The organism is Spirosoma utsteinense, assembly GCF_014282275.1.
Taxonomy (GTDB): Bacteria; Bacteroidota; Bacteroidia; order Cytophagales; family Spirosomataceae; genus Spirosoma; species Spirosoma utsteinense.
In genome coordinates this window covers 1-24289 of sequence record NZ_VFIA01000004.1, presented here as the reverse complement: position 1 = coordinate 24289, position 24289 = coordinate 1, and the positions used below count along the sequence as shown (strand labels likewise).

At 49.9% G+C, this 24289-nt stretch carries 25 protein-coding genes and 1 rRNA gene; 23 read left to right on the top strand and 3 right to left on the bottom strand.

Annotated features, from left to right (window positions below):
- The first annotated feature begins 20 nt into the window (after positions 1-20).
- Positions 21-1220, top strand: a complete 1200-nt coding sequence (locus FH603_RS03750) for an AGE family epimerase/isomerase (protein ID WP_186736130.1) — start codon at positions 21-23, stop codon at positions 1218-1220.
- Between the two features lie 6 nt (positions 1221-1226).
- Here FH603_RS03750 and FH603_RS03745 read toward each other — a convergent pair whose 3' ends face one another.
- Together FH603_RS03745 and murQ are read right to left on the bottom strand one after the other, a co-directional pair.
- Positions 1227-1835, bottom strand: a complete 609-nt coding sequence (locus FH603_RS03745) for a hypothetical protein (protein WP_186736129.1) — start codon at positions 1833-1835, stop codon at positions 1227-1229.
- A gap of 189 nt (positions 1836-2024) precedes the next feature.
- Entirely contained in the window at positions 2025-2849 is an 825-nt protein-coding gene (murQ, locus tag FH603_RS03740) for an N-acetylmuramic acid 6-phosphate etherase (protein WP_317171216.1), read from the bottom strand.
- A gap of 130 nt (positions 2850-2979) precedes the next feature.
- Between murQ and ilvD the strand changes: the two genes are divergently transcribed.
- The 22 genes from ilvD to FH603_RS03635 all read left to right on the top strand — a co-directional run bounded on the left by ilvD (position 2980) and on the right by FH603_RS03635 (position 24004).
- On the top strand, positions 2980-4680 hold the full coding sequence (ilvD, locus tag FH603_RS03735; RefSeq protein ID WP_186736127.1) for a dihydroxy-acid dehydratase: 1701 nt from the start codon (positions 2980-2982) through the stop codon (positions 4678-4680).
- A gap of 63 nt (positions 4681-4743) precedes the next feature.
- The gene (locus tag FH603_RS03730) at positions 4744-5013 is read left to right on the top strand and encodes a nucleotidyltransferase family protein (protein ID WP_186736126.1); all 270 of its coding nucleotides are present in this window, start codon (positions 4744-4746) and stop codon (positions 5011-5013) included.
- A gap of 81 nt (positions 5014-5094) precedes the next feature.
- The gene (locus FH603_RS29205; protein WP_394366367.1) at positions 5095-5190 is read left to right on the top strand and encodes a ribonuclease HepT family protein; all 96 of its coding nucleotides are present in this window, start codon (positions 5095-5097) and stop codon (positions 5188-5190) included.
- A gap of 47 nt (positions 5191-5237) precedes the next feature.
- Complete coding sequence (locus tag FH603_RS29200) at positions 5238-5369, top strand: HepT-like ribonuclease domain-containing protein (RefSeq protein ID WP_208493012.1); 132 nt, start codon at positions 5238-5240, stop codon at positions 5367-5369.
- A gap of 46 nt (positions 5370-5415) precedes the next feature.
- Positions 5416-7182 (top strand): biosynthetic-type acetolactate synthase large subunit, encoded by a 1767-nt coding sequence (ilvB, locus tag FH603_RS03720; RefSeq protein ID WP_186736125.1) that lies wholly within the window; start codon positions 5416-5418, stop codon positions 7180-7182.
- A gap of 1 nt (position 7183) precedes the next feature.
- Positions 7184-7717 carry an acetolactate synthase small subunit gene (gene ilvN / locus FH603_RS03715; protein ID WP_186736124.1) on the top strand — a complete coding sequence of 178 codons (534 nt, stop codon included), beginning with the start codon at positions 7184-7186 and terminating at the stop codon, positions 7715-7717.
- A gap of 40 nt (positions 7718-7757) precedes the next feature.
- Positions 7758-8801, top strand: a complete 1044-nt coding sequence (gene ilvC / locus FH603_RS03710) for a ketol-acid reductoisomerase (RefSeq protein ID WP_186736123.1) — start codon at positions 7758-7760, stop codon at positions 8799-8801.
- A 128-nt stretch (positions 8802-8929) separates the two neighbouring features.
- The gene (gene ilvA, locus FH603_RS03705) at positions 8930-10204 is read left to right on the top strand and encodes a threonine ammonia-lyase (RefSeq protein WP_186736122.1); all 1275 of its coding nucleotides are present in this window, start codon (positions 8930-8932) and stop codon (positions 10202-10204) included.
- A gap of 21 nt (positions 10205-10225) precedes the next feature.
- Positions 10226-10459 (top strand): DUF433 domain-containing protein, encoded by a 234-nt coding sequence (locus tag FH603_RS03700; protein ID WP_186736121.1) that lies wholly within the window; start codon positions 10226-10228, stop codon positions 10457-10459.
- The gene (locus FH603_RS03695) at positions 10459-10845 is read left to right on the top strand and encodes a DUF5615 family PIN-like protein (RefSeq protein WP_186736120.1); all 387 of its coding nucleotides are present in this window, start codon (positions 10459-10461) and stop codon (positions 10843-10845) included. The genes FH603_RS03700 and FH603_RS03695 overlap by 1 nt, the downstream gene beginning before the upstream one ends.
- A 51-nt stretch (positions 10846-10896) precedes the next feature.
- Positions 10897-11766, top strand: a complete 870-nt coding sequence (locus tag FH603_RS03690) for a helix-turn-helix transcriptional regulator (RefSeq protein WP_186736119.1) — start codon at positions 10897-10899, stop codon at positions 11764-11766.
- 306 nt (positions 11767-12072) lie between these two features.
- Positions 12073-12393, top strand: a complete 321-nt coding sequence (locus FH603_RS03685) for an ArsR/SmtB family transcription factor (RefSeq protein WP_186736118.1) — start codon at positions 12073-12075, stop codon at positions 12391-12393.
- On the top strand, positions 12390-12893 hold the full coding sequence (locus FH603_RS03680; RefSeq protein WP_186736117.1) for an SRPBCC family protein: 504 nt from the start codon (positions 12390-12392) through the stop codon (positions 12891-12893). The genes FH603_RS03685 and FH603_RS03680 overlap by 4 nt, the downstream gene beginning before the upstream one ends.
- 151 nt (positions 12894-13044) lie before the next feature.
- Positions 13045-13626 (top strand): YdeI/OmpD-associated family protein, encoded by a 582-nt coding sequence (locus tag FH603_RS03675; RefSeq protein WP_186736116.1) that lies wholly within the window; start codon positions 13045-13047, stop codon positions 13624-13626.
- 160 nt (positions 13627-13786) lie between these two features.
- Positions 13787-16147: an outer membrane protein assembly factor BamB family protein gene (locus FH603_RS03670; RefSeq protein ID WP_186736115.1), complete on the top strand. Its 2361-nt coding sequence runs from the start codon at positions 13787-13789 to the stop codon at positions 16145-16147.
- A gap of 94 nt (positions 16148-16241) precedes the next feature.
- Entirely contained in the window at positions 16242-16808 is a 567-nt protein-coding gene (locus tag FH603_RS03665; RefSeq protein WP_317171214.1) for a dihydrofolate reductase family protein, read from the top strand.
- A gap of 265 nt (positions 16809-17073) precedes the next feature.
- Positions 17074-18483: a 3-isopropylmalate dehydratase large subunit gene (gene leuC, locus FH603_RS03660; protein ID WP_186736114.1), complete on the top strand. Its 1410-nt coding sequence runs from the start codon at positions 17074-17076 to the stop codon at positions 18481-18483.
- Between the two features lie 82 nt (positions 18484-18565).
- Positions 18566-19177 carry a 3-isopropylmalate dehydratase small subunit gene (leuD, locus tag FH603_RS03655; protein ID WP_186736113.1) on the top strand — a complete coding sequence of 204 codons (612 nt, stop codon included), beginning with the start codon at positions 18566-18568 and terminating at the stop codon, positions 19175-19177.
- A 124-nt stretch (positions 19178-19301) separates the two neighbouring features.
- Positions 19302-20822: an alpha-isopropylmalate synthase regulatory domain-containing protein gene (locus tag FH603_RS03650; protein WP_186736112.1), complete on the top strand. Its 1521-nt coding sequence runs from the start codon at positions 19302-19304 to the stop codon at positions 20820-20822.
- Positions 20823-20952: 130 nt separating this feature from the next.
- Entirely contained in the window at positions 20953-22026 is a 1074-nt protein-coding gene (gene leuB / locus FH603_RS03645; RefSeq protein WP_186736111.1) for a 3-isopropylmalate dehydrogenase, read from the top strand.
- 256 nt (positions 22027-22282) lie between these two features.
- Positions 22283-23422, top strand: a complete 1140-nt coding sequence (locus FH603_RS03640; RefSeq protein WP_186736110.1) for a 2-isopropylmalate synthase — start codon at positions 22283-22285, stop codon at positions 23420-23422.
- Between the two features lie 120 nt (positions 23423-23542).
- Complete coding sequence (locus FH603_RS03635; protein ID WP_186736109.1) at positions 23543-24004, top strand: hypothetical protein; 462 nt, start codon at positions 23543-23545, stop codon at positions 24002-24004.
- A 169-nt stretch (positions 24005-24173) separates the two neighbouring features.
- On the opposite strand, the gene rrf is transcribed toward FH603_RS03635, so the two are convergent.
- Positions 24174-24284, bottom strand: a 5S ribosomal RNA gene (gene rrf / locus FH603_RS03630).
- Positions 24285-24289: the final 5 nt, after the last annotated feature.

The window sequence follows — 24289 nt, the reverse complement described above, 5'->3', positions numbered from 1 at the left end:
ACCTTGTTTCGGATGTTTCTGTGCTTGATTTTCAAAAGCTATCCGCCGATTACCAACAGGCACTACTTCGACAGGTAGTGCCTTTCTGGCTTAAGAACAGCCGGGACTCGCTGTGTGGTGGCTATTTCGACATGCTGTCAGCAACGGGCGATGTTATCGAAGGTGATAAATCCGTTGCCGCCCAGGCACAGCAAGTGTGGGCTTTTGCCTGGCTCTATAATACGTTCGATGGCCAGCCCGCCTGGCTGGACCATGCCCGTCACGGCGGTAATCTGCTGAGCCAGTTTGCTCATACAGAAACGCTCGACTGCTACAGCCAGCTCGACCGGCGTGGTCGTCCGCTCAGCCCCGCAACCAGCACTATCCCGGCTTCTACAACGGTGATGGCTTACGCCCAGCTTCATCGCGCCACCGGCGAAGATGAATGGGCCATGCTGGCCAAACAGGTATTTGGGCAACTGCTCGAACAACGGGACAAAAGCCGGGCACAGCAGCAGGAAATTGGTGGCTACCGCCAAGTCCGGCACCTGAGCGAAGCAACCCAGTTATTGAAAGCGGTACTGGATATGCAACCCCTTCTTGATGAAGAAGCGGGGAAGGCCGTTGCCGACATGGCCCTTCAGGAAATCATAGCCGAATTTCTGGACCGCCGTACCAATATACTGCGCGAATACATCCTGCCGGAAGGCGGGTTTATCAACACGCCGGAAGGTCGGCGGCTGAACGTTGGATTAACGTTTCAAACAGCTGGCTATCTGCTGGACCTCTGCGCCGAAAACGGCGATCGTAAAATGACCATGCAGGTTGTAACCTGGTGTCTTCATCTGTGTGAGCAGGCATGGGACGAAGCGATGGGCGGACTCAATCAGTATATCGACGTTAAGGGTCAGGTGTCAATTTTTCCGGATGCGCAACAAAAGTGGGCATGGGTACATGTTGAAGCCATATCCTGCCTGGTGAAGGGGTATTTTCAAACGCGTCACCCCGACTGCTCCAAGTGGTTCAAGCGCATCCATACGTACACCTTCCAGCATTTCCCCGATGCTAAACAAAACGGGTGGCATCTTGCTTTGGATCAACAGCAACTCCCTTTGTTATCCGCTAAATCCATACCAGAGACCGGCTGTTTCTCACTGATCAAATGTCTGGCCGAAACAGCTAAAACCCTCATCAAGTGTGGTCAGTTACAACCATTGGCGCGTAACGTCCGGGTTATTTAGGCCAATTTATAGTTGAAGGGGCTTGTTTGGTCCTATTGGTAAAACCAGTAGTTCGCCGTTATCTACACCGGCTACCAGAAAGCTAATCGTTGAAGAAACAGCATACTGCCCATCGATTTTGAATGTATGGGTGCCAGCGCTAACGTAGGTAGAGACCAGTGTCTGTTGGTGAGATGTATGAACAGCGTCAAGCTCATATACCTCGATGGTTAACCGGCAGGCTTCAGTTACCGTAACGTCTACTTCCAGCTGCCGGGTTGGCTGACAAGTAAACTTGATGAGTGTTCTTTCTACCGTCTGATTACCTGACAGAGCCTGTTTAATCTGTCTAACCAGCAAGGGAATAACAGGGGCTAAGCCATCTACAAACAGTACTTCTGGATTTTGGGATAAAAAGTCAGCTCTCAAGCGGGCATTCGTCACGGCGTCAACGCCACGTCCAAACGCGATCAGGTTTATCTCCGCAGCATTAAACTGGCTGCTGGCTTGTTCAACAAGGTCTGTTGTACGGACCAAATAACCTTCATTTACTAAGGCCGCGGCTAAACCAGCCAGTACGCCAGGATTGCGTCCAATCAACAAAATTACGTTGTCTATCATTTTCCGATTTGTCATCAGAAAGGAGAGACGTTCAACTCAGGCAACTTATTTTAACAGCAGCCTATTTAACGTGAATTATGGCTAACGCTGACAACAAATAACTGACAATAAGCCAGTTAGAATTAGCCTTATGTTGTCATCCCTCCTATCGTCGGGATGACAACATTGTGTTTTGTTTACATTCATACTAGTCCCTAATCCACGTTATTTATTGGTTTGTGCAAAGCCGTCAATAGCGCCCCGGACATTACCAAATTGCGCTAACAGCGCTTCTGCCTGTTCCCGACCGACCCCAATTTCGCTCATGACCATTTTAGCTGCCCGGTCCTGTAGTTTTATATTGGTCAGTTGCATGTCTACCATCTTGTTGCCCTTCACACGGCCCAGTTGAATCATAACCGCCGTCGAGATCATGTTGAGCACCAATTTCTGCGCCGTACCAGCCTTCATACGAGTGCTGCCCGTCAGGAACTCCGGTCCGGTTACTACCTCCACCGGAAATTCAGCAGCCTGCGCCACCGCCGAGCCGGGGTTACATACCACGCAGCCCGTTAGCAAGCCTGCTTCCCGTGCCTGATTCAAACCACCGATAACGTAGGGCGTACGGCCAGAAGCCGCTATGCCAATGACCGTATCGTTGGGGTTTGGTCTGTAGGGAGCAATATCTTTCCATGCCTGTTCGGCATCGTCCTCGGCATTCTCCACCGCTTTTCGGATAGCCCCGTCACCACCCGCCATCAGGCCAAGTACCAGTTCGAAGGGAACGCCAAACGTGGGTGGGCACTCCGAGGCATCAACCACACCCAAACGACCGCTGGTGCCTGCCCCAATGTAGATTAGCCGCCCGCCCCGACGCATCCGGGCTACAATCTGGGTGACCAGCGCTTCGATCTGGGGAATGGCCTGCTCAACCGCCATCGGGACCGTTTTATCTTCCTTATTGATGTTGGAGAGTAGGTCATAGACAGACATCTGCTCCAGGTGATCGTAATGAGATGCGTTCTCGGTTACCATAGTATTGACTGATATCGTCAGCAAAGGTCTGAAGTTTGATAGCGTTTTTTTAACCGTAAACCGGATTTTTCTTGCCTATTACAGCAACTTCTCCTTAATTTACGGCGTTATTACACTATCAGCGAAATTTCGCTAAATATTAATTATGCTTACCGATCAACCTGTTACCGCATTAAACCGTTTCAGTCGTACCCTAACCCAAGAGATCAGCAACCCAGCGGCAAAGGCTATGCTCTATGGCGTGGGCCTGAGTGAGGCCGACATGCAGAAACCTCAGATTGGCATTGCCAGTACAGGGTATGAGGGTAACACCTGCAACATGCACTTGAACGGCCTCTCGGTCTACGTCAAACAGGGGATACAGGCGAACGGACTGGTTGGCTTGATTTTTAACACGATCGGTGTATCAGATGGCATGACCAACGGCAACGATGGCATGCGCTATTCGTTACCCAGCCGCGACCTCATTGCCGACTCTATCGAATCGGTGGTAGCTGCTCAGTGGTACGATGGTGTGGTAACGGTTGTTGGCTGTGATAAAAACATGCCGGGTGCTGTAATGGCTATGGCCCGTCTTGACCGGCCCGGTATCATGGTTTACGGTGGCACCATTCGGTCGGGTCATTACAAGGGACAGAAATTAGATATCGTTTCGGCGTTTGAAGCGCTGGGAAAAAAATATGCGGGTAACATCTCCGACGAAGATTACGAAGGTGTTATCAAGAACGCCATTCCGGGTGCCGGTGCCTGTGGTGGAATGTACACGGCCAATACTATGGCCGCGAGTATCGAGGCTATGGGCCTGAGCTTGCCGTTCAGCAGCAGCTACCCCGCCACCCACACAGGCAAGCAGGAAGAGTGCAAGAAAATTGGTGCCGCCATGCGGATATTGCTGGAGCAGAATATCATTCCAAAAGATATCATTACCCGGAAATCGCTCGAAAACGCGCTTACCATTGTTATGGCATTGGGCGGCTCAACCAATGCCGTACTCCATTATCTGGCCATTGCGCGGGCTGTTGACATTAACCTGACGCTCGACGAGATTCAGGCCATTAGTGACCGGGTTCCCTTTCTGGCCGATCTGAAGCCGAGCGGCAAATATTACATGGAAGACATGCTGGCCATTGGCGGTGTTCCAGCCGTGATGAAGTACCTATATGAACAAGGCATGATCCATGGTGACTGCATGACGGTAACGGGTAAAACCATAGCCGAAAACCTCGCCGATATAGACAGTCTGAACTTCGAAACACAATCCATCGTACGGCCGATCACGAATCCAATCAAGAAAACCGGACATATTCAAATTTTGCGCGGTAACCTGGCACCCAATGGATCGGTCGCCAAAATCACGGGTAAAGAAGGTATGCAGTTCGATGGTACCGCCAAGGTTTGCGAACACGAAGGCGAAGTGATCGATGCGCTTCAAAAGGGTGAAATTTTGCCGGGTCAGGTTATCGTTATCCGGAATGCTGGTCCCAAAGGTGGACCGGGCATGAGCGAAATGCTGAAACCAACCTCGGCCATCATGGGCGCGGGTCTCGGCGACAAAGTAGCCTTAATTACCGACGGCCGTTTCTCGGGCGGCACCCACGGCTTTGTGGTGGGTCACGTTACACCCGAGGCTTTCGACGGTGGTCCTATTGCCTTGGTGCATAACGGCGACCGCATCACGATTGACGCTACTACGCGCCAGCTGATACTACACATTTCGGATGAAGAAATGGCGCAACGCAAAAGCGAGTGGAAGCAACCCGCCCCTCCATTTACAAAAGGCGTGTTAGGTAAATACATCCGCAACGTAAAATCAGCCAGCGAAGGGTGCGTAACGGATGAGGTTTAGCAATAACTGTCAAACTCAAGTGATCAAATAGTTGATTTGTATGTAGTTATAACTAGGCAAGTCATGACAACAGCCAGCCAAAACCAAGCCATTCTCAATTACCTGAAACCGTATCAACCAGAATGGATAGGCATTTTTGGATCATGGGCGCGGGGTAAAAACAGGCCAGATAGTGATTTAGACAGTCTAATTAAGTTAGGAAAGCCCGTATCACTATTGACGTTTGTTCAAATAGAGGATGAGTTATCCGAAAAATTGGCAACTAAAGTGGATTTAGTATCGGAAGGAGCACTAACTAATGAACGCTTGAAAAGACATGTTCTCCAAGCCTGAAAATTATCTATGAAGGATGATCTCGTCTACATAGAGCACACTTTACAGGCCTTACAGTGAATTAGCAACTATACGGATGATATGGAGGAAGCTAATTTTTTGATAGATACCCGAACGCAAGATGCCTGCATCCGGCAATTTGAAATAATGGGAGAAGCGACAAAACGACTCTCCTAAACCATTAGAAATCGGTTTACCCAAATTCCCTGGCGAGCTTAGCCGGAATGCGTGACAAACTTATTCACGACTACATTCAGGTTGACTTGACAGTAGTTTGGACAACAATTTCAAATGACGTTACACCGCTCTTAATTGAACTGGAAACTATTTACGAAATACTTACAAGCGAAGAGTAACAGTAAATCAACAAACTGAATACGACTTTTAAATTGACCATACATCATGGAAGCAATCGCCAGTACTGAACCGGAAATCGCCCACGCAGTAGACACAGCACCAGCGGTTACTCTGGCACCTGCCTACATCAACGGCTCGCAGGCCTTGATGCGGGCACTGGTAGCCGAGGGCGTAGACACCATTTTTGGCTATCCCGGCGGAGCGATCATGCCTGTTTACGATGCGTTGTATGATTTTCAGGACCGGATCAACCATATCCTTGTGCGTCATGAACAAGGTGCAGGTCATGCAGCTCAGGGCTATGCCCGTGTAACAGGTCGGGCGGGCGTTTGTCTGGTTACATCAGGACCGGGGGCTACTAATCTGGTAACAGCCATTGCCGATGCGCTGATCGACTCCACGCCTATGGTCTGTATTGTTGGGCAGGTAGGCAAGAAACTGCTCGGCACCGATGCCTTCCAGGAGGCCGATGTAATTGGTATTACCATGCCGATTACGAAATGGAATTACCAGATAACCGATGCAAACGAAGTACCGGATATTCTGTCGAAGGCATTTTACATCGCGCAGTCGGGCCGACCCGGACCTGTGCTGATCGATATCACGAAAAGTGCGCAGCTGGAAATGCTGACAAAACCCTTCGCTTACGAACGGTGCCGGTCTATCGTTAGCTACCGACCACGCCTGGTGCCGAAGAAAGAGCAGGTCGAAGCAGCGGCTAAGCTCATCAACGAAGCCAAACGCCCTTACATTTTCGTTGGTCATGGCGTTCAGATTGCCAAAGCCGAAGGCGAATTACTTGAATTCATCGAGAAGACGGGTATTCCCGTAGCAACAACGCTGCTGGGCCAGTCGACCATCTCCACGAATCACCCGCTTTATGTAGGCTGGCTGGGTATGCACGGCAATTACGGCACCAACGTCCTGACCGATGAAGCCGATGTGATCATTGCCATTGGTATGCGTTTCGATGATCGGGTCACGGGCGATGCCAGCAAATACATCAAACAGGCGAAAGTTGTTCATATCGAGATCGATCCATCGGAAATCGACAAGATCATCCATGCCGATGCGCCGGTTATAGGCGATGCGAAAGAGGTTTTGAAGGCGCTGATTCCACTTGTCAACGCCAATGACCACACGGTATGGCGCAACGAATTCCGGAAGTATGAAGCCATCGAACACGAGCAGATTACGGTGCCGGAGCTAACCAACAACGGCGAGAAGATCAAAATGGCGGAAGTGATCGATATGCTCTCCACGAAAACCAAGGGTGAAGCCATTCTGGTTACCGACGTTGGTCAGCATCAGATGATGGCCTCCCGCTACTACCAGTTCCGCCGGCCCAATAGCCTTGTCACCTCGGGTGGTATGGGCACGATGGGCTTTGCCTTACCAGCCGCTTTTGGTGCGCAGGTTGGTGCACCCGACCGGCAGGTAGTTGCGGTTATCGGCGATGGCTGTTTCCAGATGACCCTGCAGGAGCTGGGAACCATTGTCCAGAACAAGCAGCCGGTTAAAGCCATCATCCTGAACAATAATTTTCTGGGTATGGTCCGGCAGTGGCAGCAGCTCTTTCACGACCGGCGCTATTCGTTTGTGGAGCTGCAAAACCCCGACTTTATTACCATTGCCCGCGGCTTTGGTATGGATGGGCAAACCTGCTCCGAACGCGACAACCTGTCTGATGCTCTCGATACGATGCTGGCACACGACGGCCCCTTCCTACTCGAAGTGATTGTTGAGAAAGAAGAAAATGTATTCCCAATGGTACCCGCCGGCGCGAGTGTTTCGCAGATTAGACTGAAGTAAAATGACTACCTACACGATCTGCATATTCACGGAGAATACGATCGGGCTGCTTAACCGCATCACGATTATTTTCACCCGTCGGCGCATTAACATTGAGAGTTTGACGGTATCAGAAACGGAGCGAAAAGGGGTATCCCGCTTTACGATCGTCATCCAGCACGAATCACGCGAGGATGTGGAAAAGCTGGTTCGTCAGATTCGTAAAATTGTTGAGGTCATGGCCGTGTTCGGCTACCTCAACGACGAGATCGTGTTCAACGAAATTGCCCTCTACAAGATTGCCACACCCCTGGGTGCCAAGTCGCTGGATGTTGAAACCATTAACAAGCAGTACAAAGCCTGGGTTGTCTACTGGGGCCTGGATTACGTAGTTATCGAGAAGACCGGTAACAACGATGACATCTTCGCTTTCTTCGAGTACTTAAAGCAATACGAAATACTCGAATTTGTCCGCTCAGGCCGGGTGGCCGTTGGCAAAACCGAAAAAGGTCTGGTCGAATACCTGCCCGAAGCAGAATGGGCTTACTATTTGTAACGCATTAACCTGAAATACGAATACCAAAAACCAAGCAAACATGGCACAAATTAACTTCGGCGGTGTCGTCGAAAACGTTGTAACCCGCGAAGAATTCCCATTAGAGCACGCCCGCGAAGTGCTGGCCAACGAAACCATCGCCGTTATTGGCTATGGCGTACAGGGCCCCGGCCAGTCGCTCAACATGCGCGACAACGGATTTAGCGTTATTGTCGGTCAGCGCAAAGGCAAAACATATGACAAGGCCGTTGCCGATGGTTGGGTACCGGGCGAAACACTGTTTGAAATCGAAGAAGCGCTGGAAAAAGGTACCATCATCTGCTTCCTGCTCTCCGATGCCGCCCAAATTGAACTATGGCCAACGGTAAAAGCAGCGCTGAAGCCCGGCAAATCGCTGTATTTCTCGCACGGTTTCGGTGTGACCTACAAAGAAAAGACAGGCATTATCCCCCCCGCTGATGTCGACGTATTCCTCGTTGCCCCAAAAGGATCGGGTACCTCGCTGCGCCGGTTGTTCGTTGAAGGCAAAGGCCTGAACTCGTCGTTCGCGATCTATCAGGATGCCAGCGGTAACGCCCGCAACAAGGCTATTGCCATGGGTATCGGTGTTGGTTCAGGCTACCTGTTCGAAACCGATTTCTACAAAGAAGTAACGTCTGACCTGACGGGTGAGCGTGGTACGCTGATGGGTGCTATCCAGGGCATTTTTGCGGCTCAATACGAAGTGCTGCGCGCCAATGGACACAGCCCATCGGAAGCATTCAACGAAACCGTCGAAGAGTTGACCCAGTCACTGATGCCGCTCGTCGCTGAAAACGGAATGGACTGGATGTATGCCAACTGCTCGACAACTGCCCAGCGCGGTGCCCTCGACTGGTGGAAGCCCTTCCGCGACGCGACCAAGCCTGTTTTCGAGCAACTCTACAACTCGGTAAAATCACAGGAGCAGGCCGAAATCAGCATTACGCGGAACTCGCAACCCGACTACCGCGAAAAGCTGGAAGTTGAACTGGCTGAACTGCGCGATTCAGAAATGTGGCAGGCCGGCACAGCCGTTCGCAGCCTGCGCCCGGAGCGGGCCTAGTCCTCTTCCGTAATTAAGTTACTGGGTTATTGGTTATTGACTTGTTGACTATCTGTCAATGAGCCAATAACCAATAACCCAGTACTGTTTATAAGCGCCCCAATGCGTTGTTTGCTTAACTTTACGTTATGAGCACGGTAGTAGAAAGCGATAAAACAAGTACGTTTCCAGACCTCGACAATATCTATCTGGCCGCCGAGCGGCTACGGGGCGTGGCTACGCATACGCCCCTTCAGGAGAACATCAACCTGTCGGATCGGTACGGGGCCAACATTTTCCTCAAACGGGAAGACCTACAGGTAGTCCGGTCCTACAAGATCAGAGGGGCCTACAACAAGATGGCCAGTCTGCCCCAGGAAGCGCTGGACAAAGGTGTTGTTTGTGCCAGCGCCGGCAACCACGCGCAGGGACTCGCCTACGCCTGCCGCAAAATGGCTGTCAACGGGACTATCTTCATGCCCACTACCACACCGAACCAGAAGGTGAAACAGGTGAAGCTTTTCGGTAAGGAGTTCGTTGAGGTTGTACTCGTTGGTGATACCTACGACGATGCCTACTATGCCGCCCGGCAGTTTGTCGACACCCACGACAGCATCTTCGTCCACCCCTTCGATGATGTGCAGGTGATGGAAGGGCAGGGAACAGTGGGATTGGAGATTTTTAAAGACTCTAATTTTAAGATCGATTACCTGCTCATGGCTATTGGCGGGGGTGGATTAGCCTCGGGCGTTTCGACCGTTTTCAAGCAACTCAGCCCTAAAACCAAGCTCATTGGCGTAGAACCGCTTGGATCGCCAAGCATGAAAGTAGCGATGGAGGAAGGCCACGTCGTTACCCTCGATAAGATAGACAAATTCGTAGACGGAGCCGCCGTCAAGCGGGTTGGTGATACCACCTTCGAAATATGTCGTCAGAATCTGGACCGGGTTGTGTTGATTCCCGAAGGAAAAGTCTGCACGACCATTCTGCAACTTTATAACGAGGAAGCGATTGTAGCCGAACCTGCCGGTGCCCTGACTATTGCCGCGCTGGATTTCCTGAAAGACGAGATAAAGGGTAAAAACGTTGTGTGTCTGGTGGGTGGCGGCAACAATGACATTACCCGCACGGAAGAAATAAAAGAACGGTCGCTCTTATACGAAGGACTCAAACACTATTTCATTATCCGCTTCCCACAGCGCGCTGGTGCGTTCAAAGACTTCCTCAACGTACTCGGTCCTACCGACGACATCAGCCGTTTCGAATACACCAAGAAAACAAACCGCGAAACGGGTCCGGCGGTTGTTGGTATCGAGCTGAAAAATCGGGACGATTTCGCCCCGCTCATTCAGCGCATGCAGGACCAGAATATCGTATTTGAGTACCTGAACGACCAGCCTAACGTGTTTCAGTTTTTGGTGTAAATTAGCGTAAAACAACACACTATGGTCTATCAACATATTGCTTCTACACCGGGTATATTGGGTGGCAAACCCTGCATAAAAGGAACTCGTATCAGTGTAGAACTGATTCTGGAGACTGTTGCTGATGGGGCATCAGTTGCAGATATCGTACGCGAGTTTCCCCAGCTTTCGACTGACGCCGTTCAGGAAGCTATTCGGTACGCGATCAATACATTGCGGAGCGAACGGATCATTGACGTGGATTTAGCAGCCTGATGAAGTTAACAGACTTTGCCATTCTGGCTGATGAAAACATCAATCCGCTTTTGGTAACGACATTGCGTGAGAAAGGGATCGATGTTGCTCATGTTAATGACGTTGATCTAGGAAACACCCCAGACCATGTAATACTTTCCTATGCATACGACCATAAACGGGTTGTTTTAACCCTGGATGATGATTTTGGAGCGCTAATTTTCAAGAACAAACAGCCATTTATCGGAATTATTCGACTTCATCCTGGTCACTTAATTGGCGATACACATATAGCGACGCTAAATGCTATACTCACTACTGATATTGATTTTCGACTACCTTTTTTGTTGATTGCAGAAAAAAGAACAGACCGTATTCACATTCGATACCGAACCTACGCAAGCTAACTCTCGGTGCCACTTTTGGGCTGAAACGTTATAAAGAATAAGCCTCCTTTCATGCTTCGTGTTCCCTCCTCCATCCAGGCCAATCAGTTTCAGTCCCTGAATATTCAGCGGCCCGACGGCTCCGAGATGACGTTTGTGGCCTACCGTAGTGACGTATATCCCGAACGGAACGAGGTCTTCTTTGAAGAACATGCCGTCATTGTGGTACTGGAAGGCGAAAAGAAGTTCAACTCGCCCACGCAGGAGCTACACGTACACAAAGGCCAGATACTTTTCTTCCAGCGGGGTTGCTACTCGATGAACGAATCCATCGACGCCAACTACAAGAGTCTGGTCTTTTTCGTGAATGAAAAATCGCTGAAAGAGTTTGTCGGCCAGCACCTGAACCTGTTCGAAAACCGTCAAACGCCCCTCCCCACCGATCCAATCCAATCCCTGACCTCATCGGCTACGTTCGCGACGTTCATTGATTCATTACTCCCTTATTTTAGCGCAAAGACCCCATTTCTAAACGAGTTACTGCGGCTCAAGTCGCAGGAACTGTTATTACATTTACTCGAACTCGACACGGCCCATCATCTGCGGGCTATTCTCTGGCATATCTACCAGGGTCAGAAAACCGACCTCGATTACCTGATGAGCACCTATTTCCTCAAGCCTCTATCCATGAACGAGCTATCGAGGTTATCGGGTCGAAGCCTGTCAGCCTTCAAACGCGATTTCGAGGAGCACTTCCATACGTCACCCGGACACTGGATCCGTAGAAAACGGCTCGAACACGCACATTTCCTACTGCGCAATACCGACCAGAATGTATCGGAAGTGAGCATGGAAATCGGTTATGAAAGCGTATCCCATTTCATTAAAGCCTACAAGCAGCAGTACGGCAATACCCCGAAGCGGGCAAACTTGAGCGAATAAAGATTACTTAGTAGGTTAACCTGTTCAAGGTTGTCCAAATCGTTCTGATCACGAGGACGACCGGCAGCACGAAGCAGGTTTGCCAGCTTACTCGGCGTGCTTACGGGCAGCGAAGGCAGTTCTATCCAAACGGGGCGGTTTATTAGGGTCGAATCGGTAAGCAACGCTATTTAGATAGGCGGCTACACGTAATCGTTCAGCATAGGAAGTGGACTGGCAAGCCATGTGACTAAAAAAATTTGCAAAACCGAATAGTTGCACATACATTTGCAACCGATTGGTTTCATAACTACAAATGCTAACTATATGAGACGAGACATCTTCCAGGCAATAGCCGACCCAACAAGGCGGGCAATTATTACTTTGATTGCCTTACAGGCAATGACGCCGAACGCCATTGCTGACAACTTCAATACTACCCGACAATCTGTTTCTAAACATCTTCGTATTCTCACAGAGTGTGAAATTGTAAAACAGGAGCAACAAGGCAGGGAAATTTACTACTCTCTTGAAATTGATAAAATGAAGGAGATTGATAAATGGTTAAATCAGTTCAGAAAAATTTGGGAGACCCGTTTTAATCAACTTGACGATATATTATCAACAATTAAAGAACAGGAAAAATGAAAAATGATTTGCTATTTGATTTCTCCGTTGACAGAACAACAAAAACGGCAATTGTAACCAGAGAGTTTGATGCCAAACTTTCGCTGGTATGGGATGCCTATACCAGACAGGAAATTCTGGACCAATGGTGGGCACCTAAGCCCTGGGCTTCAAAAACAAAATATATGAATTTCGAAGTTGGCGGGCGACGGTTTTATGCTATGGTAGGCCCCGAAGGACAAGAGCGATGGTCCATTCAGACATATACCTCTATTAGTCCAAAGACCAATTTCAAAATGTCGAATGCCTTTGCCGACAAAGATGAAAATCCTGAATTACCTGGTTCTGAGTGGGACTTTAATTTCAGCGAGCAAAATGGAAAGACAACGGTCAGTATTTCTATTTATAATGAATCCCTCACTCGATTAGAGAAGATGATTGAAATGGGCTTCAAGGAAGGAACGGCAATGACAATGAAAAACCTGGAAGAATTATTAGCAACTTTATCGCAACGACAATAGAAAAAACTGCTGCTAACATTAGGTTTTGGGCAGGTTGGGCAGATGAAATTCCATTGCCCAACCTGCCCAAAACCTTTATGTTCGCTTATAATAACCACACGCTCTGCACGTACAGTAACTCACATTCAATCCCTCTTTTCTCTACCAAGTAATGAATCCCAGCGTCGATTTTTATTTTAACAAAGCCCAAAAGTGGCAGGAAGAGCTTGAGCTGTTGAGATCGATCGTTCTTGACTGTGGGCTGACCGAAGAATTGAAGTGGGGCGTCCCCTGTTATACGCTTCAGAAAAGTAACGTAGTATTGATCCATGCCTTCAAAGAATACTGCGCGCTGCTCTTTATCAAAGGGGCTTTGTTGCAGGATGCTAGTGGTATGCTGGTCCAGCAAACGGAGAACGTACAAGCCGGACGCCAGATCCGTTTTACCAGTGTTCAGGCAATAGTCGACAGGAAACCCACGCTGAAAGCTTATATTTTTGAGGCCATCGAAGTGGAGAAGGCAGGCTTGACAGTGGTTTTCAAAAAGAACACCGAACTCCTATTCCCTGAAGAGTTTCAACAAAGGCTGGATGAAGACCCAGCTTTGAAAGCAGCGTTTGACGCATTGACACCAGGGCGGCAACGAGCTTATAACCTTTACTTTTCGGCCCCTAAACAAGCCAAAACCCGGGAGTCGAGGGTTGAGCACTCTATACAGCAAATTCTCAATGGGAAGGGATTGACTGATCGTTAGATTTAATTGAAAACGTATTGGTTTAGTCTACTCATCCAGCCTGGACTTTCCTTGTAAGACCATTGGTATTCAGCCTTGACAATCTGCATAGCTAGTTTCGGTATATTCACGAGTAGGCCTACTTTTCAGTACGTTTAGACCTTACCGTAACTCTGGCTACATGAAGAACTTATTCGTCTCCGTTGGCTTATTCGCTATACTACTGCTGTTTCATCCAGGCCTGAGGGCTCAATCGCAGCCCGCTAAAAAAACTGGAATAACGGCTAATCTGGGCGTTTTTACCCAGAAGCAGGCTGAGACGGGTGCCGCTCTCTTTTCAACGCACTGTGCTAGCTGTCATGGCCGGGATTTGCGCGGAACAGAAGGCGGCAACGCACTGGTTGGTGAACGATTTGTTGGCAAATGGAGCGATAAATCAGTAGGGCAGTTGTTCGACCTCACCAAATCGTCCATGCCTAAAACAAACCCGCATTCGTTGGATGATGTGTCATACGCGTCGTTGATCGCGTATATCCTGAATGCGAATGGATTCCCAGAGAGCGACGTAGCATTACCGTCAGTAACGGCGCGGTTGAAACTGATCCCGATTGGTACTCCTCCCCCCTCATCGCGGGTGAGTATGCAGTTTAAGCCTGCTAACTATACGGCCAAACCAATCACCATTGAAGGCGACTGGCGGCAGCACCGGGGCGACTTTGCCAGCTCGAACTACTCGCCCCTGAGTCAGATCAATAAAGACAATGCCAAACAGCTGAAAATAGCCTGGCGATGGAAGACCGACAACTTCGGTGCCAGCCCGGAGTATTATTTTAAATCGACGCCCCTGATGGTTAATGGCGTTCTGTTCACCACAGCGGGTTTGAGCCGGACGGTAGCCGCCATCAATGCCGAAAACGGCGAAACGTTGTGGACGTTCCGGTTCGACGAAAAAGAACGGAAAACGTATGTACCCCGCCAGAACTCCGGCCGGGGCGTTGCTTACTGGACCTCGCCCTCAACAGGAAGAGACCGGGTCATTTACATAACGCCCAGTTTTCAACTCATTGCGCTGGACGCGCAAACGGGGCACCTGATTCCTGATTTCGGCGATAACGGTGTTGTCGATTTGAAGAAAGGACTCGGTCCCCATGTCGACACGCTCACGTCGACCATTGGTTCTACATCGCCACCTATCATCGTCAACGATGTGATTATCATGGGTGCCAGTTTCCCGGTAGGGCTGGCTCCGACGTCTAAAAAACAGGTTCGGGGCGACATCATGGGCTACGATGTAAAAACCGGAAAACAACTATGGATTTTTCGCACGATTCCGCAGGCGGGCGAACCCGGCAACGAGACCTGGGAAAAGGACAGTTGGCAGTACACCGGAAACGCCGGAGCCTGGGCACCACTCACAGCAGACCCGGCCTTAGGATATGTGTATCTGCCGCTGGAAGCCGCCACCGGCGATTTCTACGGTGGGCATCGACCCGGCAACAATCTGTTTTCGCAGAGTCTGGTTTGTCTGGATGCCAAAACGGGTAAAAAAGTCTGGCATTACCAGCTAATCCACCACGATATCTGGGATTACGATTTACCGGCTCCGCCTATTCTGGCCGATATTCGGGTAGACGGCAAGCCCATTAAAGCGGTTGTGCAGGTGACCAAACAGGCGTTTGCGTTCGTCTTTGACCGCGTTACCGGAAAACCCGTCTGGCCCATTGAGGAGCGGCCCGTTCCTCAAAGCGATGTAAAAGGTGAATGGACATCGCCCACGCAGCCTTTCCCGACAAAACCGGCTGCCTTCGACCGGCAGGGCTATTCGGATGATATTCTGGTCGATTTCACGCCCGACATAAAGAAAGCGGCTCTGAAAATTGTCAGTCACTATAAAAAGGGGCCGCTCTATACACCCGTTAGTCGGTACGATCCCCCGAAAAATTTAGGTACGCTCATGCTCCCCGATGCCGTGGGCGGTGCCAATTGGCAGGGCGGTGTGCTGGACCCCGAAACGGGCATGTTGTATGTGTCGTCGAGCACGGTTATCCGGCCGATGAGTCTGGAGTCTGCTCCCGCTATTTCGGATATGGATTATGTGGCTTATATGGGCAACGCCCGCATTGGTCCGTATGGGTTGCCGCTGGTTAAACCGCCTTACGGACGAATCACGGCTATTGACCTCAATTCCGGTAACCATAAATGGATGGTGCCTAATGCCGATACACCGAGTTGGGTACGCGACGTTCCAGCTCTGAAAGGTATAAAGATTCCTAGAACGGGTCTGCCGGATCGGGTGGGTATGCTGGTCACGAAAACCCTGTTGTTTGCCGGAGAAGGCGCGGGCCTGTACGGCTCCGATGGCGGTGGCGGCAACAAGTTCAGAGCCTATGATAAAGCGACGGGCAACATCATCTCAGCGATCGAATTGCCAGCCAATCAATCCGGTCTGCCCATGACATACTCCATAAACGGTAAACAGTACATCGTCGTGGCCGTTGGGGCTATCGGGCATCCGGGGGAACTGGTGGCGCTGTCGCTTTGATCAAATGTAGCAAACGACGCATAACCGGACAGGATGCGGCAACGACAAGATAGCACATAAGCAGGTGATCAACCTTACCTCAAACCCTCAACAAATGGAAACGACAATGAGAAAGCTGAAGCTTCAGGTACAAATGACCGTCGATGGATTCATCTCGGGTCCGAACGGAGAAATGGACTGGCTGACATTCAATTGGGACGACGCACTTAAAAACTATGTAACTGCGTTGACTGAACCTGTTGACTGCATCGTACTCGGGCGAAAACTTGCCCAGGGATTTATTCCACATTGGGCAGCGAACCCACAGGAAGAAGGGGCAACGAAGATCAATGGAACAAAAAAGGTAGTTTTCACCAAAACGCTTGACGAGTCAGACTGGGCCAATACCATTTTAGCCAAGGGTGACCTTGCCGACGAAATCAATAAACTAAAACATGAAGGTGGACAAGACATCATTGTTTATGGCGGTGGAACGTTTGTTTCGGCGCTGATCAAACAGGGGCTGATCGACGAATTCCATCTATTCATTAATCCGGTTGCCATTTGTAACGGAATGCCAATCTTTAGGGAACTTGACACCAAACAGGGCCTTACATTGATAAAAGCCACATCGTTTAGTTGTGGGCTTACTGTTCTGCATTACGAGCCTAAACGTAGTTAGTGAAAATTGCTTATTCATCCGCATAACTCCTTTTCTACAGCCACGATAAATACGGTTTTACACCCAAATCATATAGATGGACTAAAATCGCTATTTACTGGACCAATGGCGGGATGAGTCATTGAGTAACATGTACCAGATTTGTACCCATATTTCCTGACTCATTTGCCCTACTGATGAAAAGAACATCTTAACTAATAAGCATTAAGATATTTCCTTCATCAGCCTGACAAAGAAAATTATCAAATAGTTATCCTTTAGAACTATGAGTACCCCAACGACCCTGTTCGATAAAGTATGGGATGCCCACGTCATCCGGCAGGTTAAAGATGGCCCCGACGTGTTGTTCATCGACCGCCATTTCATCCATGAAGTTACCAGCCCGGTGGCTTTTCTAGGCCTCGAAGGCCGTGGCGCTACGGTGTTGTTTCCCGATCGCACGTTTGCAACCGCCGATCACAATACCCCAACGCTCAACCAGCACCTACCCGTTGCCGACCCTATGTCGGCTAACCAGTTGGCGGCTCTGGAGCGCAACGCCAAAACCTACGGCATTTCGCATTGGGGCCTGGGCCACATCAAAAATGGTATCGTACACGTTGTAGGGCCCGAAAACGGAATCACCTTACCCGGCATGACCATCGTTTGTGGTGATTCGCACACCTCGACCCACGGTGCATTCGGTGCTATTGCGTTTGGTATCGGTACGTCAGAAGTTGAAATGGTGCTGGCAACGCAGTGCATCATGCAGCCGAAACCCAAGAAGATGCGCATCACCGTTAACGGTAAGACCGGTAAAGCTGTACTGCCTAAAGACGTTATTCTGTACATTATTTCGCAAACTTCGGCCAGTGGCGCTACCGGTTATTTCGTGGAATATGCCGGCGAAGTGTTTGAGAATATGAGCATGGAAGGCCGTATGACGGTTTGTAACATGACCATCGAGATGGGCGCGCGGGGCGGTATGATCGCTCCTGACCAAACCACACTCGACTACCTCAAAGGCCGTGAGTTATCGCCTAAGGGCGAGCAGTGGGACAAACTCGTTCCATACTGGCAGTCGCTCAAAACTGACGAAGGCGCTACCTTTGATCTCGACCTCACCTTCGACGCAGCCGACATAGAGCCGCAAATCACCTACGGTACGAACCCCGGCCTGGGAACGGGTGTAACCCACCAGATCCCTATGGCTGACACGGTTAAAGACGGATCAGCCAGCTATAAGAAATCCCTGCAATACATGGGCTTCGCCGAAAACGAAACCATGATTGGCAAACCGGTCGATTTTGTGTTCCTGGGCAGTTGCACCAATGGCCGGATTGAAGACTTCCGCGCCTTTGCGTCGATTGTAAAAGGCCGTCAGAAAGCCGACAACATAACGGCCTGGTTAGTGCCGGGTTCGCACGTAGTTGAGAAACAGATTCAGGAAGAAGGTATTCTGGAAATCCTGACCCAGGCTGGTTTCGAACTACGGCAGCCGGGTTGCTCAGCTTGCCTGGCCATGAATGAAGACAAGGTACCGGCAGGCAAATACGCCGTGTCTACCTCGAACCGTAACTTCGAAGGTCGCCAGGGACCGGGTGCGCGTACGCTCTTGGCAAGCCCGCTGGTAGCAGCCGCTGCCGCCGTTACGGGTGTCGTTACGGATCCACGTGGACTAATGGAAACTGCATAATCAATAATGAACGCTTCGCCTGGTTAACTCAGGTGAGATCTCATTTTCCATTATTCATTTTCCATTCTACATTATATAAAAAATGGCTTACGACAAATTCACCATTCTTCGCAGCAGTGCCGTTCCCATGCCCAACGAGAACGTCGACACTGACCAGATTATCCCCGCCCGTTTTCTGAAAGCCACCGAGCGCAAGGGATTTGGCGACAACCTTTTCCGCGACTGGCGGTACAATAACGACAATACGCCCAAAGCCGATTTCGTCTTGAACAACCCGACCTACTCGGGCGAAGGGGCGCCCCGAAAAATTCTGGTGGGTGGCAAAAACTTTGGCAGCGGATCGAGCCGGGAACACGCAGCCTGGGCCATATATGACTACGGTTTCCGTTGCGTCGTGTCGAGCTTCTTTGCCGATATTTTCCAGGCAAACTCTATCAACGTCGGTATCCTGCCAGTTAAGGTCAGTCCCGAATTTCTCGAGAAAATCTTCGCAGCCATCGAAGCCGATCCAACAACGGAGCTGGAGGTTAACCTACCGGCACAAACCGTCACGCTGCTGGCTACGGGGGAGAGCGAGAGCTTTGCAATCAACGAATACAAGAAGCACAACCTCACCAACGGCTACGACGACATCGACTACCTTCTGTCGATGAACAACGAAATTGCTGCTTTTGCCGAAACGCGACCTTTTTAACTAATTGGTGAATGAGTGAATGATAGAATGACCGGGCTGGCGAACCAGTGAATAAATCGAACATCCGCTATTCACTGGTTCGCCAGCCCGGTCATTCTATCATTTACTCATTCTATCATTACCTATGAAACGTCGCTACATTGAAATAATGGACACGACACTCCGCGATGGTGAACAGACCAGCGGTGTGTCGTTTTCTGCGTCCGAAAAACTGGCACTGGCTCAGTTGTTGCTGACCGAAGTAAAAGTAGACCGGGTTGAGATCGCTTCAGCGCGGGTGTCGCCCGGCGAACTGGAAGCGGTGCAGCAGATTACGCGCTGGGCTACCAGCGTTGGCCTGATCGACAAAATTGAGGTGTTGACATTCGTCGATGGCGAAGCCTCACTTGACTGGATGCGGGCATCGGGTGCTAAAGTCATGAACCTGCTCACCAAAGGGTCTATGAATCACCTGACGCACCAGCTCAAAAAGACACCTGAGGCCCATTTCGCCGACATAAAGCAGGTCATTTGTGCCGCTAATAAACTGGGTGTGAAGGCCAATGTTTATCTGGAAGACTGGAGCAACGGCATGCGCAACTCGCCTGACTATGTGCTTCAGTTTCTGGATTTCCTTCAAACCCAATCCATTCTCCGGGTATTGCTCCCCGACACGCTGGGCATATTGACGCCGGCAGAGACCTACACCTTCGTTGGGCAGCTTGTAAACCGCTATCCTACCCTGCATTTCGACTTTCATGCCCACAACGACTACGACCTCAGCATTGCCAACGTGATGGAGGCCGTACGGGCGGGGGCCCATGGTATACACCTCACCGTTAACGGGCTGGGCGAACGGGCGGGTAACGCACCGCTGGCGAGTGCTATCGCTGTGTTGCGCGATTTTATGCCGGAAGTGCGGACGGGTGTTGTCGAGAAATCGCTCTATCAGGTCAGTAAAATCGTTGAAACCTTCTCGGGGCTTCGAATTCCCGACAATAGACCCGTTGTTGGTGATAATGTGTTCACCCAGACAGCCGGTATTCACGCCGATGGCGATAAGAAGAATAACCTGTACTTCAACGCACTACTACCCGAACGCTTCGGCCGCAAACGCAGCTATGCGCTCGGCAAAATGTCGGGCAAAGCCAACATCGAGAATAATCTGCGTGAACTAGGCATTCAATTATCGGAAGATGATCTTAAAAAGGTAACGCAGCGGGTTATCGAGCTGGGTGACCAGAAGGAAATGGTCACGCGGGAAGATCTGCCCTACGTTATTGCTGATGTGTTGAACACAAACTCAATGGCATCGCGGGTGGAGGTGCTAAACTACGTGCTTACCCATTCCAAAGATCTCAAGCCTTCGGCTACATTGCGGGTTCGTATTGCCGAAGAGCAGTTTGAGGAAAGCGCGCAGGGCGACGGCCAATACGACGCATTCATGAATGCGTTAAAGAAAATTTACGGCAAAAAGAAGCTGACGTTGCCCTTGCTAACGGACTATGCCGTGCGCATTCCGACCGGTGGCCAAACCGACGCCCTTTGCGAAACGATCATTACTTGGCGTTGTAAGACTGGAGATTTCAAAACCCGGGGTCTCGACTCCGACCAGACGGTATCGGCCATTAAGGCTACGCAAAAGATGCTGAACACGCTGGAGTAAAACCGTTACGATTTAGGTCATAAGCACTCTGTTAAGTTAGTTCTGTTCAATTTATTCACTCAGTCGAAAGCGTTACGAAGCGATAGTTGCTGTTTGAGCTGTGTCTGCTGGTTGCCTTTCCTTTTTCAAAATGAAGAAACACATTGTAGTTATTGCCGGAGATGGTATTGGTCAGGAAGTAACAGCCGTTGGTAAGCAGGTGCTGGACGCCATCGCCACGAAGTACAACCACGAATTCACGTACGACACGGCCCTGATCGGGCACGCGGCCATTGAGGAAACCGGTAATCCGCTGCCTGAAGAGACAATAACCAAATCAAAGGCGTCGGATGCTATTCTGTTCGGTGCAGTGGGCCATCCTAAATATGATAACGATCCATCGGCTAAAGTCCGTCCCGAGCAGGGCCTGCTGGGTATTCGTAAAGCATTAGGTCTATACGCAAATCTGCGACCAATCAAACTGTTTGACGAACTACTGAGCGCATCGAGCATCAAACCCGAAATTCTGCGGGGTGCCGATATCCTCTTCTTCCGGGAACTAACCGGCGACGTCTATTTTGGTGAAAGGGGTCGTACGGACGATAACAATACGGCGTACGATACGATGATCTACAGCCGTTATGAAGTTGAACGGATCACAGTCAAAGCCTTCGAGGCTGCTATGACCCGCCGTAAAAAACTATGCTCCGTTGATAAGGCAAACGTACTGGAGTCGTCACGTTTATGGCGCGAGGTGGTTCAGGAAATTGCCCCCCGCTACCCGGAAGTTACGGTTGAGCACCAGTTTGTTGATGCAGCGGCTATGTTGCTCATTAAAGATCCCTGCCGTTTCGATGTAGTGGTTACCGGCAACCTATTTGGCGATATCCTTACTGATGAAGCTAGCCAGATTGCGGGTTCAATGGGTATGCTGGCCTCGGCCTCCGTCGGCGACACAACGGGTTTATACGAGCCGATTCACGGGTCCGCCCACGATATTACAGGGAAGGGCGTTGCTAATCCCTTAGCTTCTGTCCTGTCTGTTGCGCTTATGCTGGATATATCGTTTGGAATGAAAGAAGAAGCCGAAGCTGTTGTTCAGGCGGTAGATGCCGTGTTGAAGGCTGGTTTCCGTACAGGTGATATTGCTGAACTATCGACCCCCCGCGATATGATCCTGGGTACGCAGGCGATGGGCGAGCAGGTGTTAAAAGCACTTTTATAGCAATAATTGCTGACTGGCAGACAATTAAAATTCATCAGGCACTTGTAGCAATGCAAAGAACCATTAATTTTGTAGCGTAATAACGCAGTTAGCGAAATTTCGCAAACGATATGATCACTACCTCGGCATCCAAAAATGAGCAGCTACTAAGCTTATCCTTAGCTTGAGAGAGGCACGTGTTTTTATACAAGGCCCTTTCTCAAGCAGATGGGGCCTTTTTTTAATCAGTTACTAAATAGAAAGTTATTTCAAGTCTATGAGCCAGCGAGTATATATCTTCGACACTACCCTACGAGACGGTGAGCAAGTACCGGGCTGCCAGCTCTCGACTGATGAAAAGGTAATTGTGGCTAAGGAGCTGGAGCTGTTAGGCGTGGATATTATTGAAGCCGGTTTCCCGGTTTCCAGCCCTGGCGACTTCCGGTCCATTGTCGAGATTTCGAAAGCTGTTACGGAGTCTACGATATGTGCCCTTAGCCGGGCTGTAAAAGGAGATATTGATGCCGCTGGCGAATCGCTCAAGTATGCTAAGCGGGGGCGTATTCATACAGGCATCGGTTCATCTGACATTCACATCAAAAATAAGTTTGGCAGTACGCGGGAAAAGATTCTGGAACAGGCTGTTGCTGCAGTCAAACACGCCAAAACCTACGTAGAAGATGTAGAATTTTACGCTGAAGATGCGGGTCGGGCTGATCTGGTCTTTCTGGCACAGCTAACCGAGGCCGTTATCAAAGCAGGTGCTACGGTTGTGAATATCCCTGATACTACAGGGTATTGTTTACCGGATGAGTACGGCCGAAAGATAGCCTACATTTATGAACACGTGTCCAATGTGCATCAAGCGACTATTTCCATCCACTGCCATAACGATCTGGGCCTGGCAACAGCTAACTCGCTGGCCGGGATTATGAATGGAGCCCGTCAGGTTGAAGTGACTGTGAACGGCATTGGTGAACGGGCTGGAAACACCTCCCTCGAAGAGGTAGTCATGGCGTTGAAGGTTAAAAAAGAACTGGGCTTTTACACCAATGTTAATTCGACTCGTTTATTTCCAGTTAGCAACCTGGTTGCCGAGATGATGAACATGCCTGTTCAGGCTAATAAAGCCATTGTGGGCCGGAATGCATTTGCGCACTCGTCGGGGATTCACCAGGATGGGTTTTTGAAACATTCCGAAAATTACGAAATCATGAACCCTCAGGATGTAGGTGTCGATAAATCGTCAATTCTGCTAACTGCACGCTCGGGTCGCCACGCGCTGAAGCACCGCCTGGAACTTCTCGGGTACCGCTATGACAAGCCAACACTGGATGGTATTTACTCCCGTTTTCTCGATATGGCTGATATTCGTAAAGAGGTAAATGACAAAGACCTTATGGAGTTAGTGCGGTAAATGAGCGAGTCGGACGCACTTGGCACAGGATGTTTGCCGACGATGAACAAAACGCAAAAACAGGCTGTTGCAGCGTTATATACGATTTAGTTATCTTGACAACGAAAACCAATTGTAGTCATGGCACGACCTACCCCCGAACTCATCGAAGCACTACGCCGTACGGCTATTAAATTAAAAAATGGCGCACCGTACCAGTGGGGCCATATGGGTGGCTGTAATTGCGGGAATTTAGCTCAGGAATTGACCAAGCTTAACCGGGATCAAATCCACCAGTATGCCATGCAACGGTACGGTGACTGGAATGAGCAGGTAGAGGACTATTGCTCGACCAGCCAAATGCCCATCGACATCGTCATTAATGAAATGCTCAACGCCGGATTGATGCTGGAAGACTTGAAGCACCTTGAAAAACTTGACGATCGACAAGTGTTGGCTCGTTTCCCACTCGAAGCGCGTTATTTGAAGCATAACGTACGTGATGACGTTGTTGCCTACATGAACGCCTGGGCTGAGCTATTGAAAGAACAATTACTGGAAAAGATTACATTGCCGAATTTTCAATCAATGGTGTACGCATAATTACAACATGTCTTTCACATACAAAAGGGTCGCTGACAGCTGTTAGCGACCCTTTTGTATGTGAAAGACATGTTCTCATCAACAGCATTCTATTTTTTATAGAAGTTTATAAACGCGAAAAGCCGTCCATCTCTCGATGAACGGCTCTCTCTTCGCTTCTTGTGTCAACAGGTGGCACCTTCCTACTCTCCCGCCTTTGACGGCAGTACCATCGGCAGTACGGGGCTTAACGGCTCTGTTCGAAATGGAAGAGGTGAACACCCGCCTTACCAGCACCAACCTGAT

Bases quoted from the DNA above. Each gene is read 5' to 3' on its own strand.
- FH603_RS03745 (WP_186736129.1), bottom strand. From the start codon at position 1,835: ATGACAAATCGGAAAATGATAGACAACGTAATTTTGTTGATTGGACGC.
- FH603_RS03690 (WP_186736119.1), top strand. From the start codon at position 10,897: ATGCTTCGTGTTCCCTCCTCCATCCAGGCCAATCAGTTTCAGTCCCTG.
- leuD (WP_186736113.1), top strand. From the start codon at position 18,566: ATGGCTTACGACAAATTCACCATTCTTCGCAGCAGTGCCGTTCCCATG.
- ilvB (WP_186736125.1), top strand. From the start codon at position 5,416: ATGGAAGCAATCGCCAGTACTGAACCGGAAATCGCCCACGCAGTAGAC.
- leuB (WP_186736111.1), top strand. From the start codon at position 20,953: ATGAAGAAACACATTGTAGTTATTGCCGGAGATGGTATTGGTCAGGAA.
- FH603_RS03700 (WP_186736121.1), top strand. From the start codon at position 10,226: ATGGTCTATCAACATATTGCTTCTACACCGGGTATATTGGGTGGCAAA.
- ilvN (WP_186736124.1), top strand. From the start codon at position 7,184: ATGACTACCTACACGATCTGCATATTCACGGAGAATACGATCGGGCTG.
- leuC (WP_186736114.1), top strand. From the start codon at position 17,074: ATGAGTACCCCAACGACCCTGTTCGATAAAGTATGGGATGCCCACGTC.
- FH603_RS03675 (WP_186736116.1), top strand. From the start codon at position 13,045: ATGAATCCCAGCGTCGATTTTTATTTTAACAAAGCCCAAAAGTGGCAG.
- ilvC (WP_186736123.1), top strand. From the start codon at position 7,758: ATGGCACAAATTAACTTCGGCGGTGTCGTCGAAAACGTTGTAACCCGC.
- FH603_RS03665 (WP_317171214.1), top strand. From the start codon at position 16,242: ATGGAAACGACAATGAGAAAGCTGAAGCTTCAGGTACAAATGACCGTC.
- ilvD (WP_186736127.1), top strand. From the start codon at position 2,980: ATGCTTACCGATCAACCTGTTACCGCATTAAACCGTTTCAGTCGTACC.
- FH603_RS03685 (WP_186736118.1), top strand. From the start codon at position 12,073: ATGAGACGAGACATCTTCCAGGCAATAGCCGACCCAACAAGGCGGGCA.
- ilvA (WP_186736122.1), top strand. From the start codon at position 8,930: ATGAGCACGGTAGTAGAAAGCGATAAAACAAGTACGTTTCCAGACCTC.
- FH603_RS03635 (WP_186736109.1), top strand. From the start codon at position 23,543: ATGGCACGACCTACCCCCGAACTCATCGAAGCACTACGCCGTACGGCT.
- FH603_RS03730 (WP_186736126.1), top strand. From the start codon at position 4,744: ATGACAACAGCCAGCCAAAACCAAGCCATTCTCAATTACCTGAAACCG.
- FH603_RS03640 (WP_186736110.1), top strand. From the start codon at position 22,283: ATGAGCCAGCGAGTATATATCTTCGACACTACCCTACGAGACGGTGAG.
- FH603_RS03670 (WP_186736115.1), top strand. From the start codon at position 13,787: ATGAAGAACTTATTCGTCTCCGTTGGCTTATTCGCTATACTACTGCTG.
- FH603_RS03695 (WP_186736120.1), top strand. From the start codon at position 10,459: ATGAAGTTAACAGACTTTGCCATTCTGGCTGATGAAAACATCAATCCG.
- FH603_RS29205 (WP_394366367.1), top strand. From the start codon at position 5,095: ATGGAGGAAGCTAATTTTTTGATAGATACCCGAACGCAAGATGCCTGC.
- FH603_RS03680 (WP_186736117.1), top strand. From the start codon at position 12,390: ATGAAAAATGATTTGCTATTTGATTTCTCCGTTGACAGAACAACAAAA.
- FH603_RS03650 (WP_186736112.1), top strand. From the start codon at position 19,302: ATGAAACGTCGCTACATTGAAATAATGGACACGACACTCCGCGATGGT.
- FH603_RS29200 (WP_208493012.1), top strand. From the start codon at position 5,238: ATGCGTGACAAACTTATTCACGACTACATTCAGGTTGACTTGACAGTA.